Genomic DNA, 14,984 nt, shown 5'->3' with positions numbered 1-14,984 from the left:
CGAGCCGGCAGGGCCGGGCGGACGCTCCCGGCAGGACCGGGCGGCCGGGCGGGCCGCAGGCCCCGGGGCGTGCGGTGGGACGCGCGCACCGGGCGGGTAACCTCGCCCCATGAGCGTCCCTCCAAGCGAAGACCGCCTCAACCTGGACGACTTCGGCGACCTCGTCGAGCGGCCCGACGGCGGCGTCCGCCGCGACGCCGAGGAGCGCCGGGCCCGCACCGCCCAGCCGCCCGGCGCGCTGGGGCGGCTGGACGGACTCGGCGAGTGGCTCGCCGCCGCGCAGGGCAGGGTGCCGGTGCGGCCGCTGGAACGGCCCCGCCTGGTCGTCTTCGCCGGCGACCACGGCATCGCCGAGCTGGACGTCTCGGGGCGCCCGGCGGGCTCGGCCGCGGCGCTGGTGCGTGACGCGCTGGAGGGCACCAGCCCCGGCGCCGTCCTCGCCCGCCGGTCCGGGGTGCCGCTGCAGATCGTGGACATGGGGCTGGACTGCCCCGCGGACGAACTGCCCGCCGAGGTCACCCGGCACCGGGTGCGCCGCTCCTGCGGGCGGGCGGACATCGAGGACACCCTGACCGCCGACGAGGCCGCGCGGGCGTTCCGGGCCGGGATGGCCGTCGCCGACGAGGAGGCCGACGCCGGTACGGACCTGGTGGTGCTCGGGGACCTCAGCGTGGGCGGCACCACGGCGGCGGGCATCCTCATCGCGGCCCTGTGCGGCACCGACGCCTCGGTCGTCACCGGACGCGGCGGCACCGCCATCGACGACCTGACGTGGATGCGCAAGTGCGCCGCCATCCGGGACGGGCTGCGCCGCGCCCGGCCCGCCCTGGGCGACCAGCTGCACCTGCTGGCCGCCTGCGGCGGCGCCGACCTCACCGCGATGACCGGCTTCCTGCTCCAGTCGGCGGTGCGCCGCACGCCCGTGCTGCTGGACGGTGTGGTGTCGGCCGCGTGCGCGCTGGTGGCGCAGCGGGTCGCGTTCCGGGCGCCGGACTGGTGGCTCGCCGGGCACGTCAGCGGCGAACCGGGCCAGGCCAAGGCGCTGGACCGCCTGAACCTCGAACCGGTGCTGGACCAGGGCGTCACGCTCGGGGAGGGCGCCGGGGCGCTGCTGGCCCTGCCGCTCGTGCAGGCCGCCGCCGCGCTGGCCGCCGAACTGCCCGAGGTGCCGGACGCCTCCCCGGAGCCGGAGCCGGAGGCGGCGGGGGACGCGGCGCCGGAACTCTTCGAGGCCACCTGACGGACGCCGGGGCCTCCTCCCGTGCCGGTTCGCCTCCGGCGGCGCGGTTAGCCTTTCGCCCGATGAACGACACACCGGCACGTCCCGCGGACGGCCTGCGCTTCGCCTTCGGCACGCTCACCGTGCTGCCCGTCACCGTCCGCCGCTGGGACCGCGCCGCCGCGCGGGGCGGCATGCTCTGCGCGCCGGCGGCCGGTCTGGCCGTCGGGATGGCCGCCGCCCTGGCGGGCGCGGTGCCGCTGGCGCTCGGCGCGGGGCCGCTGCCCTCGGCGGTCGTCGCCGTCGCGGCCTGCGCCGTCCTGACCCGCGGCCTGCACCTGGACGGGCTCGCCGACGTCGCCGACGGGCTGGGCAGCGGCCGGGACGCCGCCGGGGCGCTGGCGGTGATGAAGCAGTCCGACATCGGCCCGTTCGGCGTCGTCACGCTGGTGCTGGTGGTGCTGGGCCAGGTCGCGGCGCTGGCCGGGCTGTACGGGCGGGGCTGGGCCACCGGCGCGGCGGCCCTGGTCGTCGCCGCCACCACCGCGCGGGCCGCGCTGACGCTGGCCGCCCGGCGCGGCGTGCCCGCCGCGCGGGCGGAGGGCCTGGGCGCCGTCGTGGCGGAGGCGGTTCCCGCCGGGGGCGCGCTGGCCGTGGCCGCGGCGGTGGCGGTGGCGGGCGGGGCGGCGGGCGCCCTGGGCGGGCCCGCGGACGCCGCGCGGTGGGCGGCGGGTGTCCTCGCGGGCCTGGGCGCGGCGGAACTGCTGCTGCGCCGGTGCCGGACGCGGCTCGGCGGCGTCACCGGTGACGTGTTCGGCGCCGTGGCCGAAACGGCGGGCACGGCGTGCCTGTTCGTGCTGCTGGCGGGCTGAGCCCCGGACGGTTCCCGGCCGCCCGTCCCGGTGGACGCGGCGGGGCGTAGGCTCGGACTCCATCAGACTCCCGGAACATTCACACGAATCTCCGACGAACAGGATCGCCAGGACTGTGACTGCACTGACGCTCAGTACCTCGTCCGCCGCAACGACGCGCGTGGACGCCATCGTCATCGGCATCGCCAAGAGCGCCGACGGCGCCGACACCCCGGTGCTCGCACCCGGTGCCGAAACGGTGGACCAGGCATTCGGCGGGCGGCTCGCCACCGTGCTGGAGACGCTCGGTGCGAGCGGCGGCGAGGGCGAGGTCACCAAGCTCCCCGCCCCGGAGGGCTTCAAGGCCCCCGTCGTGCTCGCGGTGGGCCTCGGCACGGCCCCCGAGGGTCTCGCGGACGGCGCGGGCTTCGCGCCGGAGACGCTGCGGCGGGCGGCGGGCGCCGCAGCCCGCGCCCTGACCGGCACCGGCAAGGCCGCCTTCGCGCTGCCCGTCGCCGACAGCACCGAGTCCGTGGCCGCGGTGGGCGAGGGCGCGCTGCTGGGCGCCTACGCGTTCACCGCCTACCAGGGCAAGGAAGGCGCCCGCGCCAAGGGCGGCAAGGGGAGCAAGGGCGGCAAGGGCGGCCGCGCGGCGGGCAAGGGCGCGAAGACGCCGGACGACGGCAGCGCCCCGCTGGCCGAGATCACCCTGCTGGGCGCCAAGCCGCGCGACAAGGCGCACAAGGCGGCCGTCGCCCGGGCGGCCGTGCTCGCCGACGAGGTCGCGCGGGCCCGGGACCTGATCAACACCCCGCCCAACGACCTCACCCCCGCCGTCTTCGCCGCGCAGGCCCTGGCCGCCGCCAAGGAGCACGGCCTCACGGCGGAGGTCTGGGACGAGAAGGCGCTCGCCAAGGGCGGCTTCGGCGGCATCCTCGGCGTCGGCCAGGGTTCGCAGAACCCGCCCCGGCTGGTGCGCATCGCCTACACGCCGTCCAAGGCGAAGCGGACGCTGGCGCTGGTCGGCAAGGGCATCACGTACGACTCGGGCGGCATCTCGCTGAAGCCGGCCGGTCACAACGAGACCATGAAGTGCGACATGAGCGGCGCCGCCGCCGTCTTCGCCGCCGTCGTGGCCGCGGCCCGGCTGGGCCTGTCCGTGGGCGTCACCGGCTGGCTGGCGCTCGCCGAGAACATGCCGTCCGGCTCCGCGATCCGCCCCGGCGACGTGCTGTCCATGTACAGCGGCAAGACGGTCGAGGTGCTCAACACCGACGCCGAGGGCCGCCTGGTGCTGGCCGACGCGCTGACCCGCGCCTGCGAGGAGTCGCCGGACGCGGTGGTGGACGTCGCCACGCTGACCGGTGCCATGGTCCTCGCCCTGGGCAACCGCACGTTCGGGATCATGTCGAACGACGACGCGTTCCGCGCGGAGCTGCACGGCACGGCCGAGGAGGCCGGGGAGCAGTCCTGGCCGATGCCGCTGCCCGCCGAGCTGCGCAAGGGCATGGACTCCCCCGTCGCCGACCTCGCCAACATGGGCGAGCGGATGGGCGGCGGCCTGGTGGCCGGTCTCTTCCTCAAGGAGTTCGTCGCCGAGGGCACCCGCTGGGGGCACCTGGACATCGCCGGTCCCGCCTTCAACGAGTCCGGGCCGTTCGGCTACACCCCCAAGGGGGGTACCGGCTCCGCGGTGCGGACGCTGGTGCGGCTGGCCGAGCGCACGGCGGACGGCGAGCTGGACTGACCCCCGCCCGGACGGTGACGGCGGCGGCCTCCCCCGGGGGCCGTCCCGGACCGCGATCGCGGCCCTCCCCGGCGGCGCGCGCCGCGCCGCCGGGGAGGGCCGCGCGGCGTCCACCGGTGTTCGCCCTCAGCGATCACGCGTGCCTACTGCCCGGTAGTCCCCCCGTGGGGGCGTGTACGCGGTCATCGGACGGTGCACGCGACGTCTCACACACCGGCCCCGCGTCCCGTCACGCGCCGACAAGTGCGAAGATGTTGTCTCGGCAGGACAGGGGCCCGCTCAACCCACAGGGCCGAAGCAAGAAGCGGCCGAACGCACAAGCCGCCCGGTCACAGCCGACCGGCTCCGGCGCACCCATGCATGGAGGACGTGACGTGGCGAACGACGCCAGCACCGTTTTCGACCTAGTGATCCTCGGTGGTGGCAGCGGCGGGTACGCCGCTGCACTGCGCGCTTCGCAGCTGGGTCTGGACGTCGCCCTGATCGAGAAGGACAAGGTGGGCGGCACCTGCCTGCACTACGGCTGCATCCCCACGAAGGCTCTGCTGCACGCCGGTGAGCTGGCCGACCAGGCCAGGGAAGGCGCCGAGTTCGGCGTCAAGACCACGCTCGACGGCATCGACATGGCGGGCGTGCACAAGTACAAGGACGGCGTGATCGCCGGACTCTACAAGGGTCTCCAGGGACTCATCGCCTCGCGAAAGATCACCTACGTGGAGGGCGAGGGCCGCCTGTCCTCCCCGACCTCGGTGGACGTGAACGGCCAGCGCTACGAGGGCCGCCACATCCTGCTGGCCACCGGCTCGGTGCCCAAGTCCCTGCCGGGCCTGGAGATCGACGGCGACCGGATCATCTCCTCCGACCACGCCCTCGTCCTGGACCGGGTCCCGAAGTCCGCGATCATCCTGGGCGGCGGCGTCATCGGCGTCGAGTTCGCGTCCGCGTGGAAGTCCTTCGGCTCGGAGGTCACGGTCATCGAGGGCCTGCCGCACCTCGTGCCGGCCGAGGACGAGAACAGCTCCAAGCTGCTGGAGCGGGCGTTCCGCAAGCGGGGCATCAAGTTCTCCCTCGGGTCCTTCTTCGAGAAGGCCGAGTACACCGACAGCGGCGTCAAGGTCACCCTGGCCAACGGCAAGGAGTACGAGGCCGAGGTGCTGCTCGTCGCCATCGGCCGCGGCCCGGTCTCGCAGGGCCTCGGCTACGAGGAGGCCGGCGTCGCCATGGAGCGCGGCTACGTCCTGGCGGACGAGTACTGCCAGACGAACGTGCCGTCGGTCTCGGCCGTGGGCGACCTCATCCCCACGCTCCAGCTCGCGCACGTCGGCTTCGCCGAGGGCATCCTCGTCGCGGAGCGGCTGGCCGGGCAGAAGGTCGTGCCGATCGACTACGACGGCGTGCCGCGCGTCACCTACTGCCACCCGGAGGTCGCCTCGGTCGGCCTCACGGAGGCGAAGGCCAAGGAGGTGTACGGCGCCGACGCGGTCGTGACGCTCAAGTACAACCTCGGCGGCAACGGCCGCAGCAAGATCCTCAAGACGCAGGGCGAGATCAAGCTCGTCCAGGTGCGGGACGGAGCCGTGGTCGGCGTCCACATGGTCGGTGACCGGATGGGCGAGCAGATCGGCGAGGCCCAGCTCATCTACAACTGGGAGGCGCTGCCCGCCGAGGTCGCGCAGCTCATCCACGCCCACCCCACGCAGAACGAGGCACTCGGCGAGGCGCACCTGGCGCTGGCCGGCAAGCCGCTGCACTCCCACGACTGATCACGTCGGGCGCGACCACATCCGTACCTTTTCGTAAGGAGCAACCGAAACCATGGCGGTTTCCGTAACCCTGCCGGCGCTCGGCGAGAGCGTCACCGAGGGCACCGTCACCCGCTGGCTGAAGGCCGAGGGTGAGACCGTCGAGGCCGACGAGCCGCTGCTCGAAGTCTCGACGGACAAGGTCGACACCGAGATCCCGGCCCCGGCCGCCGGTGTCCTCTCCTCCATCAAGGTCGCCGAGGACGAGACGGTGGAGGTCGGCGCCGAGCTGGCCGTCATCGACGACGGTTCCGGCGGCGGATCCGCTCCCGAGGCCGAGGCCGAGCCGGAGCCGGAGCAGGCCCAGCCGGAGCAGCCCGAGCCGCAGCAGCAGGCCCAGCCGCAGCAGCAGGCCCAGCCGGAGCCGCAGGCCCAGCCGGAGCAGCCCGAGCCGCAGCAGGCCGAGGCCGAGCCCGAGCAGGCCCCGCAGGGCGGTGGCGGTTCCGCGTCCGGCACCGACGTCGTGCTGCCCGCGCTGGGCGAGTCCGTCACCGAGGGCACCGTCACGCGCTGGCTCAAGGAGGTCGGCGACGACGTCGAGGCCGACGAGCCGCTGCTGGAGGTGTCCACGGACAAGGTGGACACCGAGATCCCGGCGCCCACGGCGGGCACCCTGCTGGAGATCCTGGTCGGCGAGGACGAGTCGGCCGAGGTCGGCGCGAAGCTCGCGGTGATCGGCGAGAAGGGCGCGGCCCCGGCCGCCGCCCCCGCGCAGGAGCCGCAGGCCGAGCCCGAGCAGGCCAAGCCGGAGCCCGAGCCGCAGCAGGCCGAGCCCGAGCCCGCGCGGGAGGACCCGCAGCCCGAGCCCGAGCCCGAGCCCGCCCCGGCGCCGTCGCCGCAGCAGGCCCCGGCGCCGCAGGCGCAGCCCGCCGCCCCGGCTGGCCAGCCCGCGGCCCAGGCCAAGGCCCCGGCCCAGGCCGCCCCGGCTCCCGCTCCCGCCACCGGCGGCGAGGGCGCCTACGTCACCCCGCTGGTGCGCAAGCTGGCCGGCGAGAACAACGTGGACCTGACCACCGTCAAGGGCAGCGGCGTCGGCGGCCGCATCCGCAAGCAGGACGTCCTGGCCGCGGCCGAGGCCGCCAAGGCCCCGGCTCCGGCCGCCGCGGCGGCACCGTCCGCCCCGAAGGCGCAGACGGCCCAGCCGTCGGCCCTGCGCGGCCAGACGGTGAAGATGTCCCGCATCCGCAAGGTCATCGCCGAGAACATGATGAAGGCGCTGCACAACCAGGCGCAGCTCTCCACCGTGGTCGAGGTCGACGTCACCCGCGTCATGAAGCTGCGGACGCGTGCCAAGGAGTCCTTCGCCGCCCGGGAGGGCGTGAAGCTCTCCCCGATGCCGTTCTTCGTGAAGGCCGCCGCCGAGGCGCTGAAGGTGCACCCGGCCGTCAACGCCAAGATCAACGACGACGGCACGATCACCTACCACGACGTCGAGAACATCGGCATCGCGGTGGACTCGGAGAAGGGCCTGATGGTCCCCGTCATCAAGGGCGCGGGCGACCTGAGCCTGGCGGGCATCGCCAAGCGGACCGCCGAGCTGGCCGGCAAGGTCCGCGGCGGCGGCCTGAGCCCGGACGACATGTCCGGCGGCACGTTCACGATCAGCAACACCGGCTCGCGCGGTGCGCTGTTCGACACGATCATCGTGAACTACCCGCAGGTCGCCGAGCTGGGCATCGGCGCCACCGTGCGCCGCCCGGTCGTCATGGACCACCCGGAGCTGGGCGAGACGATCGCGATCCGCGACATGGTCTACCTCACCCTCTCCTACGACCACCAGCTGGTCGACGGTGCCGACGCGGCCCGCTACCTGGCGGACGTCAAGGCCCGCCTGGAGGCCGGCGAGTTCGAGGGCGAACTCGGCCTCTGAGCCCCGCCGCCCCGACGGTGCCCCCGCCCCCACCAGGGCGGGGGCACCGTCGTCTTCCCGTCCCGTGCCCCGTGCCCCGGGGCGGGCCGCCGGGGCACGGGGAGGACCGGTCAGGTGAGGAGCATCAGGGTGGCGGCCGTGGTGCCCACGATGACGATGACGGCGCGGAGCACGGCCGCGGGCAGGCGGCGGGCGGCGCGGGCGCCGACCAGGCCGCCGAGGACGGAGCCGGTGGCGACCATGCCCGCGACGGCCCAGTCGACGTGCGTCGCCAGGACGAAGACGACGGCCGCCACGCCGTTCACGATCAGGGCGAGGACGTTCTTGGCGGCGTTCAGGCGTTGCAGGTCGTCGCGGAGGAAGCTGCCGAACAGGCCCATGAGGATGACGCCCTGCGCCGCGCCGAAGTAGCCGCCGTACACGCCGGTGCCGAGGACCCCCAGCCACATGGGCACCCCGCCGTCCTCCCGGCGGCCCGGTGGGCGCCGGGTGAGGCGGCGGTTGAGCCGGGGCTGGAGGAGCACCAGGGCGCAGGCGGCGAGGATGAGGACGGGGACCGCCGTGCCGAACGCCTCGGCGGGCAGCGTCAGCAGGAGCAGGGCGCCGGCGAGGCCCCCGGCCAGTGAGGCGGTGCCGAAGCGCAGGAGGCGGCGGCGCTGGCCGCGCAGTTCGCGGCGGTAGCCGTAGGCGGCGCTGAGGACGCCGGGCACCAGCCCGAGGTTGTTGGAGACGTTGGCCAGCACCGGCGGGTAGCCGAAGGCCAGCAGCGTGGGGAAGGTGATGAGGGTCCCGGAGCCGACGGCGGCGTTGATCCCCCCGGCGGCGAACCCGGCGGCGGCGATGGCCGCGGCCTCTAGGGCCTGCACGGTCGCGTCCTCTTGTAGAAGTACGTGGTGGGACGCAGCGTGCCGGTGGCGTCGGCGGCGTAGTCCGGCACGGTGCCGCACTCCGTCCAGCCGGTGTCGCGGTAGAGGCGGTGGGCGGGACTGCCGGTCTCGCTGTCCAGGACGAGGAGTGTGATCCCGGCTCCGGCGGCGTGCTGTTCGGCGGCGGCCAGCAGGGCGCGGGCGGTGCCCTGGCCCCGGGCGTCCGGGTGGACCATCAGCTTGGCGACCTCCGCGCGGTGCCGCCCGTTGGGCATGGCCCCCCGGCGCAGGCTGACGGTGCCGGTGACGCGGGGGCCGGAGCGGGCCAGCCAGAGCAGCGTGCCGCCGTCCGCGACGGCGGGCGCCTGGGCCGTCCACCAGGCGCGGGCGGCGGCGTGGTCGAGCGGGGCGAGGAAGCCCACGGAGGCGCCGCCGTCCACGGTCGCCGCGAGCAGGTCGGCGAGGCCGTCGGCGTGGACCGCGAGTTCCGCGGCGTCGATGCGGGTGATCTCGGGCACGGGGCCGACCCTACGCCACGCCTCCGTGGGCGGGAGCGGGCGTCCCGCGCTCCGGCGGACGGCCGGGCGGCGGCTGCCTCGCGGACACGCGTGCGGGTGGTTTGGGGCTCCGTGTACTGCCGCGGCGCTCCCCCGTGCCGCACTGTCGTGGGGCGGGCCGTGCCGTGACCGGGCGCGGTCCTCCGGGAGATCACGAGGGGATGGTTCGTACATGCGCTGTCTGCGGAGGAAGCTGGCCGCCGTAGCCGTCGCCGGGATGCTGGGCGCGACGGCGCTGGGCACGCCGGGTGCCACGGCGGGCGAGGAGACGGAAGAGGCGTGGGGGGCCTGCGCGCGGGGCCACGTCTGCTTCTACACGGGGGCGAACGGCACGGGCGCGAAGTGCGCCTGGTCGGTGGCGGACCCGGACTGGACGCAGGGCGCCCAGCGGTGTTCCTGGTCGCAGAGCCGGAACGTGAAGTCGGTGTGGAACCGGGGCACGGCGACCAACTTCAGCGGTGTCGCCTACTACCAGTGGCGGAACTACAGCACCCGCAAGGGCTGCACGCGCCAGGACCGGCGCGGGAACCTGGCGGGCACCTACATGCTCAAGTCCCACCAGTGGGTGAAGGGCGCCTGCGGCTGACGCGGGCCGGTGACGGTGACCGGTGAGTAGGGGAGGCGGGCGGCGCCGTATTGTCGGGGGTGACAGTTAGGAGCGCCCATGGCACCGCCCGTCGTCCACTCGCTGCGTGAGCAGATCCGCGAACACATCGTGGAGGGGATCGTCAGCGGCCGGTGGAAGCCGGGTGAGCGGATCGTGGAACGGCGCATCGCCGTGGAGTTGCAGGTCAGCCAGACGCCGGTGCGCGAGGCGCTGCGCGAGCTGGAGGCGCTGCGGCTGATCGAGTCGGCGCCGAACAAGGGCGTGCGGGTGCGGGCGCTGTCGGCGGCCGACCTGGAGGAGATCTACCCGGTGCGGGCGGGGCTGGAGCAGATGGCGGCGGAGCTGGCGGCTCCGCTCCTGGCGCGGGACGTCTCGGCGCTGGAACCGCACGTGGCCGCGTTGTACGAGGCGGACCGGGCCGGGGACGCGGAGGCCCAGGTGCGGCACACCGTGGCGTTCCACCGGGAGCTGGTGCGGGCCTCGGGCAACAGCGTGCTGCTGCACACCTGGGAGTCGCTGGGCATCGAGGTGTGGACGGCGCTGTCGATCCGCTGGCTCGGCACGGTGCAGCAGTCGTACGCGGAGGAGCACGAGGCGGTCGTCGAGGCGTTCAGGCGGTCCGACGCGGACGTGGCGCAGCTCGTGAAGGAGCACGTGCTCGGCTGCGCGCCCGCCCCGGAGGCCGCGGCGGCCTCCGGCGCCGGCTAGCCGGGTGGGGCTCCCTCCCGGGCGGCTTTGGCGCCCGGCCCGCGGCGTGAGCGCCCGTCCGGCGGCTGACCTGGGAGGACGGCACTGAGTGTCGTCTTTTGTGACACGCGATGCCTATTTCTTTCAGGAATGCGAAAAGTCGCGCTCGAAGCTTTGATCGATCATCGATCGGGGATTATCGTCATCCGCGCGGGCTCACCCCTGTCCTGCCCTGCGCCCCAGCCCCACCCGTCCCCATCCGGAAGGCGGCCTTGATGACTGACCCCGTACGCAGCCGTCCGAGCGAGCTGGACCAGCTCCCGGACCGCGACCCCCAGGAGACCGCCGAATGGCGCGAGTCCCTGGACGCCGTCGCGGACGCCGCCGGTCCGCAGCGCGCCGCCTACCTGGTGCGGCGCACCGTCGAACACGCCCGCACCAGCGGACTCGCCGTGCCGTCGCTCCTGGAGACGGAGTACGTCAACTCCATCCCCACCGCCGCCGAGCCCGAGCCGCCCGGTGACCCGGAGCTGGAGCGCCGCATCACCGCGTGGAACCGCTGGAACGCCGCCGCCATGGTCACGCGCGGCAGCCGCTACGGCGTGGGCGGCCACATCGCCACGTACGCGTCGGCGGCCTGGCTCTACGAGACCGGCTTCCAGCACTTCTTCCGCGGCAAGGACGACCCGCGGGCCCACGGCTCCGGCGACCAGCTCTACATCCAGGGCCACGCCTCCCCCGGCATCTACGCCCGCGCGTTCCTGGAGGGCCGCCTCACCGAGGAGCACCTCGACCACTTCCGCCAGGAGTCCGGCGGCAAGGGCCTGCCGTCCTACCCGCACCCGCGGCGGCTGCCGTGGATGTGGGAGTTCCCCACCGTCTCCATGGGGCTGGGTCCGCTGTCGGCCGTCTACCAGGCCCGGTTCAACCGCTACCTGCACCACCGCGGCATCAAGGACACCAGCCGCAGCCACGTGTGGGCGTTCCTGGGCGACGGCGAGATGGACGAGCCCGAGTCGACGGCCGCCCTGGCGCTCGCCGCCCGCGAGCGGCTGGACAACCTCACGTTCGTCATCAACTGCAACCTCCAGCGCCTCGACGGCCCGGTCCGCGCGAACTTCAAGATCGTGCAGGAGCTGGAGGCCCAGTTCCGCGCGGCGGGCTGGAACGTCGTCAAGTCGCTGTGGGGCACCGCGTGGGACGAGCTGATCCGGCTCGACACCACCGGCGCGCTGCTGCGCCGGCTGCGCGAGGTGCCGGACGCCCAGTTCCAGACGTACGCCACCCGCGACGCCGCCTACATCCGCGACCACTTCTTCGGCGCGGACCCGGCGCTGGCCGCGATGGCGGGAACGCTGTCCGACGCGAAGATCGCCGAGTGCTTCCACACCTCCCGCGCGGGCCACGAGCCGCGCAAGGTGTACGCGGCGTACCGGGCGGCGATCGAGCACGAGGGCGCGCCGACCGTCGTCCTGGCCCAGACGGTCAAGGGCTGGACGCTCGGCCCCGGCTTCGAGTCGCGCAACGCCAACCACCAGATGAAGAAGCTGTCCGGCAAGGAGTTCCGCGCCATGCGGGACCTGCTGGAACTGCCCATCCCGGACGCGAAGCTGGACGACGACCTCGTCCCCTACGCCCACCCGGGCGCCGACGCGCCCGAGGTCCGCTACCTGCACGAGCGCCGTGCCGCGCTCGGCGGCCCGGCCCCCGCCCGCCGGGTCCACCCGGTCGCGCTGCCCGCCCCCGCCGAGCGGTCCTTCCAGTCGCTCACCAAGGGCTCGGGCAGCCAGGAGATCGCCACGACGATGGCGTTCGTCCGCCTGGTCAAGGACCTGATGCGGGACAAGGAGACGGGCAGGCGCTGGGTGCCGATCGTCCCCGACGAGGCGCGGACGTTCGGCATGGAGGCCCTGTTCCCCTCCGCGGGCATCTACTCCCCGCTGGGCCAGACGTACGAGCCGGTCGACCGCGACCAGCTCATGTACTACAAGGAGGCCGCCGACGGGCAGATCCTCAACGAGGGGATCACCGAGGCGGGTGCCATGGCGGACTTCACCGCCGCGGCGACGGCGTACGCCACGCACGGCGAGCCGATGATCCCGTTCTACATCTTCTACTCGATGTTCGGCTGGCAGCGCACCGCCGACCAGTTCTGGGCGCTCGGCGACCAGCTCGGCCGCGGTTTCGTCGTCGGCGCGACGGCGGGCCGCACGACGCTGACGGGCGAGGGACTCCAGCACGCCGACGGGCACTCCCCGCTGATCGCCTCGACGAACCCGGCCGCCCTCTCCTACGACCCGGCGTTCGCCTACGAGATCGCCGTCATCGTCAAGGACGGCCTGCGCCGCATGTACGGCGAGGACGCCGAGGACGTCTTCTACTACCTGACCGTCTACAACGAGCCGAAGCCGCAGCCCGCGATGCCCGAGGGCGTCGAGGAGGGCATCGTCCGGGGCCTGTACCGGTTCAGCGAGGGCCGGGCCGAGGCACGGGACGGCGGACAGGCGCCGCGCGTCCAGCTCCTCGCGTCGGGGACGGCGATCCACTGGGTGCTGGAGGCGCAGGAGCTGCTGGCCGACGAGTGGGGTGTGGCGGCCGACGTGTGGTCGGCGACGTCCTGGGGCGAACTGCGCCGCGACGCCCTGGAGTGCGACGCGGCCGCCCTGCGCGGCGAGGACCGCACCCCGTACGTGACGCGGGCGCTGGAGGGCGCGCCGGGTCCGGTGCTGGCGGTCAGCGACTGGATGCGCCAGGTGCCGGACCAGATCAGCCAGTGGGTGCCGCAGGAGTACTCCTCGCTGGGCACCGACGGGTTCGGCCTCTCCGACACCCGGGAGAACGCCCGCCGCCACTTCGGCGTGGACGCGCGGTCGGTGGCCGTCGCGGCGCTGGCCCAGCTCGCCCGGCGCGGCGACGTCAAGCAGGAGACGGTGCGGCAGGCGGCCGAGCGCTACGGGCTGGCCTGACCCGGCCGGTTGTGGCGGAGCACGGCGGTCCCGGGGGCCCGGGACCGCCGTCCGTCCCCCGCCCAGTCCGTCCCCCGCCCCGGCCGCCGTCCGGCCGGGGCGGGCGGCCGTCCGGCCGCGTCAGACCGAGTGGCCTTCCGGCGACTCGGGCGGCACCTCCGTCTCGGGGTGGCCGCGCAGCTTGAGGACGGCCGCGAGCAGCCCGCCCCACACCACGGCCATGGAGACGATCATCATCACGACGGCGCTCGTCGACATCAGCGGCTCCCCTTCTCACGCGTGACCTGCTCCGCCGGTTCCCCGTCCGTCCGGCCGGGCCAGGGCAGGAGGGCGATGAGCACGGCGACGACGAGCGCCGCGGCGGCCACCCCCCAGCCCGCCCAGAGCAGGAAGCCGGTCGGATACCCGGCGTAGTTCTCGGCCAGCTCCTGGCTCAGCGCGTCCACCAGCATCCAGCCCAGGACGATCGGCGTGACGACGCCCAGGCAGAGCTTCCACCAGCGGCCGAGGGAGACGGCGGAGGTGGCGTCGGCGTCGCGCTGGAGCTCGGGCAGCTTGCGCAGCACCCAGGCGACGGTGACGACGGCGACGACCGCGGCGAGCGCGATGCCGTACTGGTTGATGAAGCGGTCGGCGGCGTCCAGCAGGTAGAGGCCGCCGTTGGTCGGGTAGAGCAGCAGCGACACGAGGGCGACGGCGCCGCCCACCGAGAGCACCGCGGGCACCCGTCGCATGCCGGAACGGTCCTGCACGGCCGAGACGATGACCTGCACGATGCTGATGAGCGAGGTCAGTCCGGCGATCACCAGCGACAGGAAGAACAGCACGCCGAAGAGGGCGCCGAGCGGCATCTGCGAGATGATCGTCGGGAACGCGACGAAGGCCAGGCCGACGCCGCCCTCCACGTCCCCGATCGCGCCGCCGGAGCTGGCGGCGAGGAAGCCGAGCGTGGCGAAGACGCCGATGCCCGCGAGGATCTCGAAGGAGCTGTTGGCGAACCCGGCGACGAGCGCGGAGCCGGTGAGGTCGGAGCGGCGGCCCAGGTAGGACGCGTAGGTGACCATGATGCCGAAGCCGACGGAGAGCGAGAAGAAGATCTGCCCGTAGGCGGCGACCCACACGCTCCCGTCCGTCAGGGCCCCCCAGTCGGGGGTGAAGAAGGCGTCCAGGCCGATCGACGCGCCGTCCAGGGTGACCGCGCGGACGACGAGGACGCCGAAGAAGACCACCAGCAGCGGGATGAACACCTTCGTCGCCGCCTCGATGCCGCGCCGGACCCCGAGGGCCAGGACGACGAGGACGGCCGCCCACACCAGCAGCAGGGGCCAGAACACGCCGCTGACGTAACCGCCGAGCTCACCGGGCGTCTCGCCCAGCTGGAGGAACTCCGCGAAGAGGAAGTCCTCGGCGGAGCCCCCCCACTCCTGGGTGACGGAGAAGCCGACGTAGCGGACGGCCCAGGCCAGGATGAGCGCGTAGTAGGTGGCGATGACGAAGCAGATCGTCACCTGCCACCAGCCGATGAACTGCGCCGGACGGGCCAGGCGGCGGAAGGCGGCGGGCGGTGACTTCCGCGAACGCCGGCCGATCGTGTACTCCATGATCAGCAGGGGCAGACCGGCCGTCAGCAGGGCGATGAGGTAGGGCAGGAGGAACGCGCCTCCTCCGTTGCGGTACGCCTCGGCGGGGAAGCGCCAGATGTTCCCCAGACCGACGGCGGAACCGATCGCGGCCAGGATGAACCCCGCCCGGGTCCCCCACTGCTCGCGGGGCTGATCACTCATAGTCACATTTCCTCGGTGCTTGTCCAGG

The 14,984-nt window shown here is 74.1% G+C and carries 12 protein-coding genes; 8 read left to right on the top strand and 4 right to left on the bottom strand.

The genetic code is table 11. The annotated features are described in order from the left end of the window. Positions 1 to 109 precede the first annotated feature (109 nt). The 5 genes from cobT to sucB all read left to right on the top strand — a co-directional run bounded on the left by cobT (position 110) and on the right by sucB (position 7,489). Positions 110 to 1,240 (top strand): nicotinate-nucleotide--dimethylbenzimidazole phosphoribosyltransferase, encoded by a 1,131-nt coding sequence (gene cobT, locus V1J52_RS10735; RefSeq protein WP_330139426.1) that lies wholly within the window; start codon positions 110 to 112, stop codon positions 1,238 to 1,240. 62 nt (positions 1,241 to 1,302) lie between these two features. Then, on the top strand, positions 1,303 to 2,091 hold the full coding sequence (locus V1J52_RS10730) for an adenosylcobinamide-GDP ribazoletransferase (protein WP_330139425.1): 789 nt from the start codon (positions 1,303 to 1,305) through the stop codon (positions 2,089 to 2,091). A 115-nt stretch (positions 2,092 to 2,206) separates the two neighbouring features. Then, a complete protein-coding gene (locus V1J52_RS10725; RefSeq protein WP_330139424.1) occupies positions 2,207 to 3,817 on the top strand; it encodes a leucyl aminopeptidase in 1,611 nt (536 codons plus the stop codon). A 374-nt stretch (positions 3,818 to 4,191) separates the two neighbouring features. Then, entirely contained in the window at positions 4,192 to 5,580 is a 1,389-nt protein-coding gene (lpdA, locus tag V1J52_RS10720; RefSeq protein WP_330139423.1) for a dihydrolipoyl dehydrogenase, read from the top strand. A gap of 52 nt (positions 5,581 to 5,632) precedes the next feature. Beyond that, the gene (gene sucB, locus V1J52_RS10715) at positions 5,633 to 7,489 is read left to right on the top strand and encodes a 2-oxoglutarate dehydrogenase, E2 component, dihydrolipoamide succinyltransferase (RefSeq protein ID WP_330139422.1); all 1,857 of its coding nucleotides are present in this window, start codon (positions 5,633 to 5,635) and stop codon (positions 7,487 to 7,489) included. Positions 7,490 to 7,599: 110 nt separating this feature from the next. On the opposite strand, the gene V1J52_RS10710 is transcribed toward sucB, so the two are convergent. Together V1J52_RS10710 and V1J52_RS10705 are read right to left on the bottom strand one after the other, a co-directional pair. Next, positions 7,600 to 8,355, bottom strand: coding sequence for a sulfite exporter TauE/SafE family protein (locus V1J52_RS10710; RefSeq protein ID WP_330139421.1), 756 nt, complete (start codon positions 8,353 to 8,355; stop codon positions 7,600 to 7,602). Beyond that, positions 8,343 to 8,873: a GNAT family N-acetyltransferase gene (locus V1J52_RS10705; RefSeq protein ID WP_330139420.1), complete on the bottom strand. Its 531-nt coding sequence runs from the start codon at positions 8,871 to 8,873 to the stop codon at positions 8,343 to 8,345. Before V1J52_RS10705 ends, V1J52_RS10710 begins: the two co-directional genes overlap by 13 nt. A gap of 211 nt (positions 8,874 to 9,084) precedes the next feature. Here V1J52_RS10705 and V1J52_RS10700 point away from each other — a divergent pair, with 211 nt between their 5' ends. The 3 genes from V1J52_RS10700 (at position 9,085) to aceE (ending at position 13,172) form a co-directional block, all read left to right on the top strand. Next, a complete protein-coding gene (locus V1J52_RS10700; RefSeq protein ID WP_330139419.1) occupies positions 9,085 to 9,498 on the top strand; it encodes a peptidase inhibitor family I36 protein in 414 nt (137 codons plus the stop codon). Positions 9,499 to 9,576: 78 nt separating this feature from the next. Beyond that, positions 9,577 to 10,227 (top strand): GntR family transcriptional regulator, encoded by a 651-nt coding sequence (locus V1J52_RS10695; RefSeq protein WP_330139418.1) that lies wholly within the window; start codon positions 9,577 to 9,579, stop codon positions 10,225 to 10,227. A gap of 254 nt (positions 10,228 to 10,481) precedes the next feature. Next, positions 10,482 to 13,172 carry a pyruvate dehydrogenase (acetyl-transferring), homodimeric type gene (gene aceE, locus V1J52_RS10690; RefSeq protein WP_330139417.1) on the top strand — a complete coding sequence of 897 codons (2,691 nt, stop codon included), beginning with the start codon at positions 10,482 to 10,484 and terminating at the stop codon, positions 13,170 to 13,172. Positions 13,173 to 13,292: 120 nt separating this feature from the next. On the opposite strand, the gene V1J52_RS10685 is transcribed toward aceE, so the two are convergent. Continuing rightward, a complete protein-coding gene (locus tag V1J52_RS10685) occupies positions 13,293 to 13,430 on the bottom strand; it encodes a methionine/alanine import family NSS transporter small subunit (RefSeq protein ID WP_330139416.1) in 138 nt (45 codons plus the stop codon). Further along, positions 13,430 to 14,956, bottom strand: a complete 1,527-nt coding sequence (locus tag V1J52_RS10680; RefSeq protein WP_330139415.1) for a sodium-dependent transporter — start codon at positions 14,954 to 14,956, stop codon at positions 13,430 to 13,432. Before V1J52_RS10680 ends, V1J52_RS10685 begins: the two co-directional genes overlap by 1 nt. Between the last annotated feature and the right edge of the window lie 28 nt (positions 14,957 to 14,984).

It is taken from the genome of Streptomyces solitudinis (assembly GCF_036323765.1).
GTDB lineage: Bacteria > Actinomycetota > Actinomycetes > Streptomycetales > Streptomycetaceae > Streptomyces.
This window is presented reverse-complemented; position numbering and strand designations above follow the sequence as displayed.

Bases quoted from the DNA above. Each gene is read 5' to 3' on its own strand.
- V1J52_RS10685 (WP_330139416.1), bottom strand. From the start codon at position 13,430: ATGTCGACGAGCGCCGTCGTGATGATGATCGTCTCCATGGCCGTGGTG.
- aceE (WP_330139417.1), top strand. From the start codon at position 10,482: ATGACTGACCCCGTACGCAGCCGTCCGAGCGAGCTGGACCAGCTCCCG.
- V1J52_RS10730 (WP_330139425.1), top strand. From the start codon at position 1,303: ATGAACGACACACCGGCACGTCCCGCGGACGGCCTGCGCTTCGCCTTC.
- cobT (WP_330139426.1), top strand. From the start codon at position 110: ATGAGCGTCCCTCCAAGCGAAGACCGCCTCAACCTGGACGACTTCGGC.
- V1J52_RS10695 (WP_330139418.1), top strand. From the start codon at position 9,577: ATGGCACCGCCCGTCGTCCACTCGCTGCGTGAGCAGATCCGCGAACAC.
- V1J52_RS10700 (WP_330139419.1), top strand. From the start codon at position 9,085: ATGCGCTGTCTGCGGAGGAAGCTGGCCGCCGTAGCCGTCGCCGGGATG.
- V1J52_RS10680 (WP_330139415.1), bottom strand. From the start codon at position 14,956: ATGAGTGATCAGCCCCGCGAGCAGTGGGGGACCCGGGCGGGGTTCATC.
- sucB (WP_330139422.1), top strand. From the start codon at position 5,633: ATGGCGGTTTCCGTAACCCTGCCGGCGCTCGGCGAGAGCGTCACCGAG.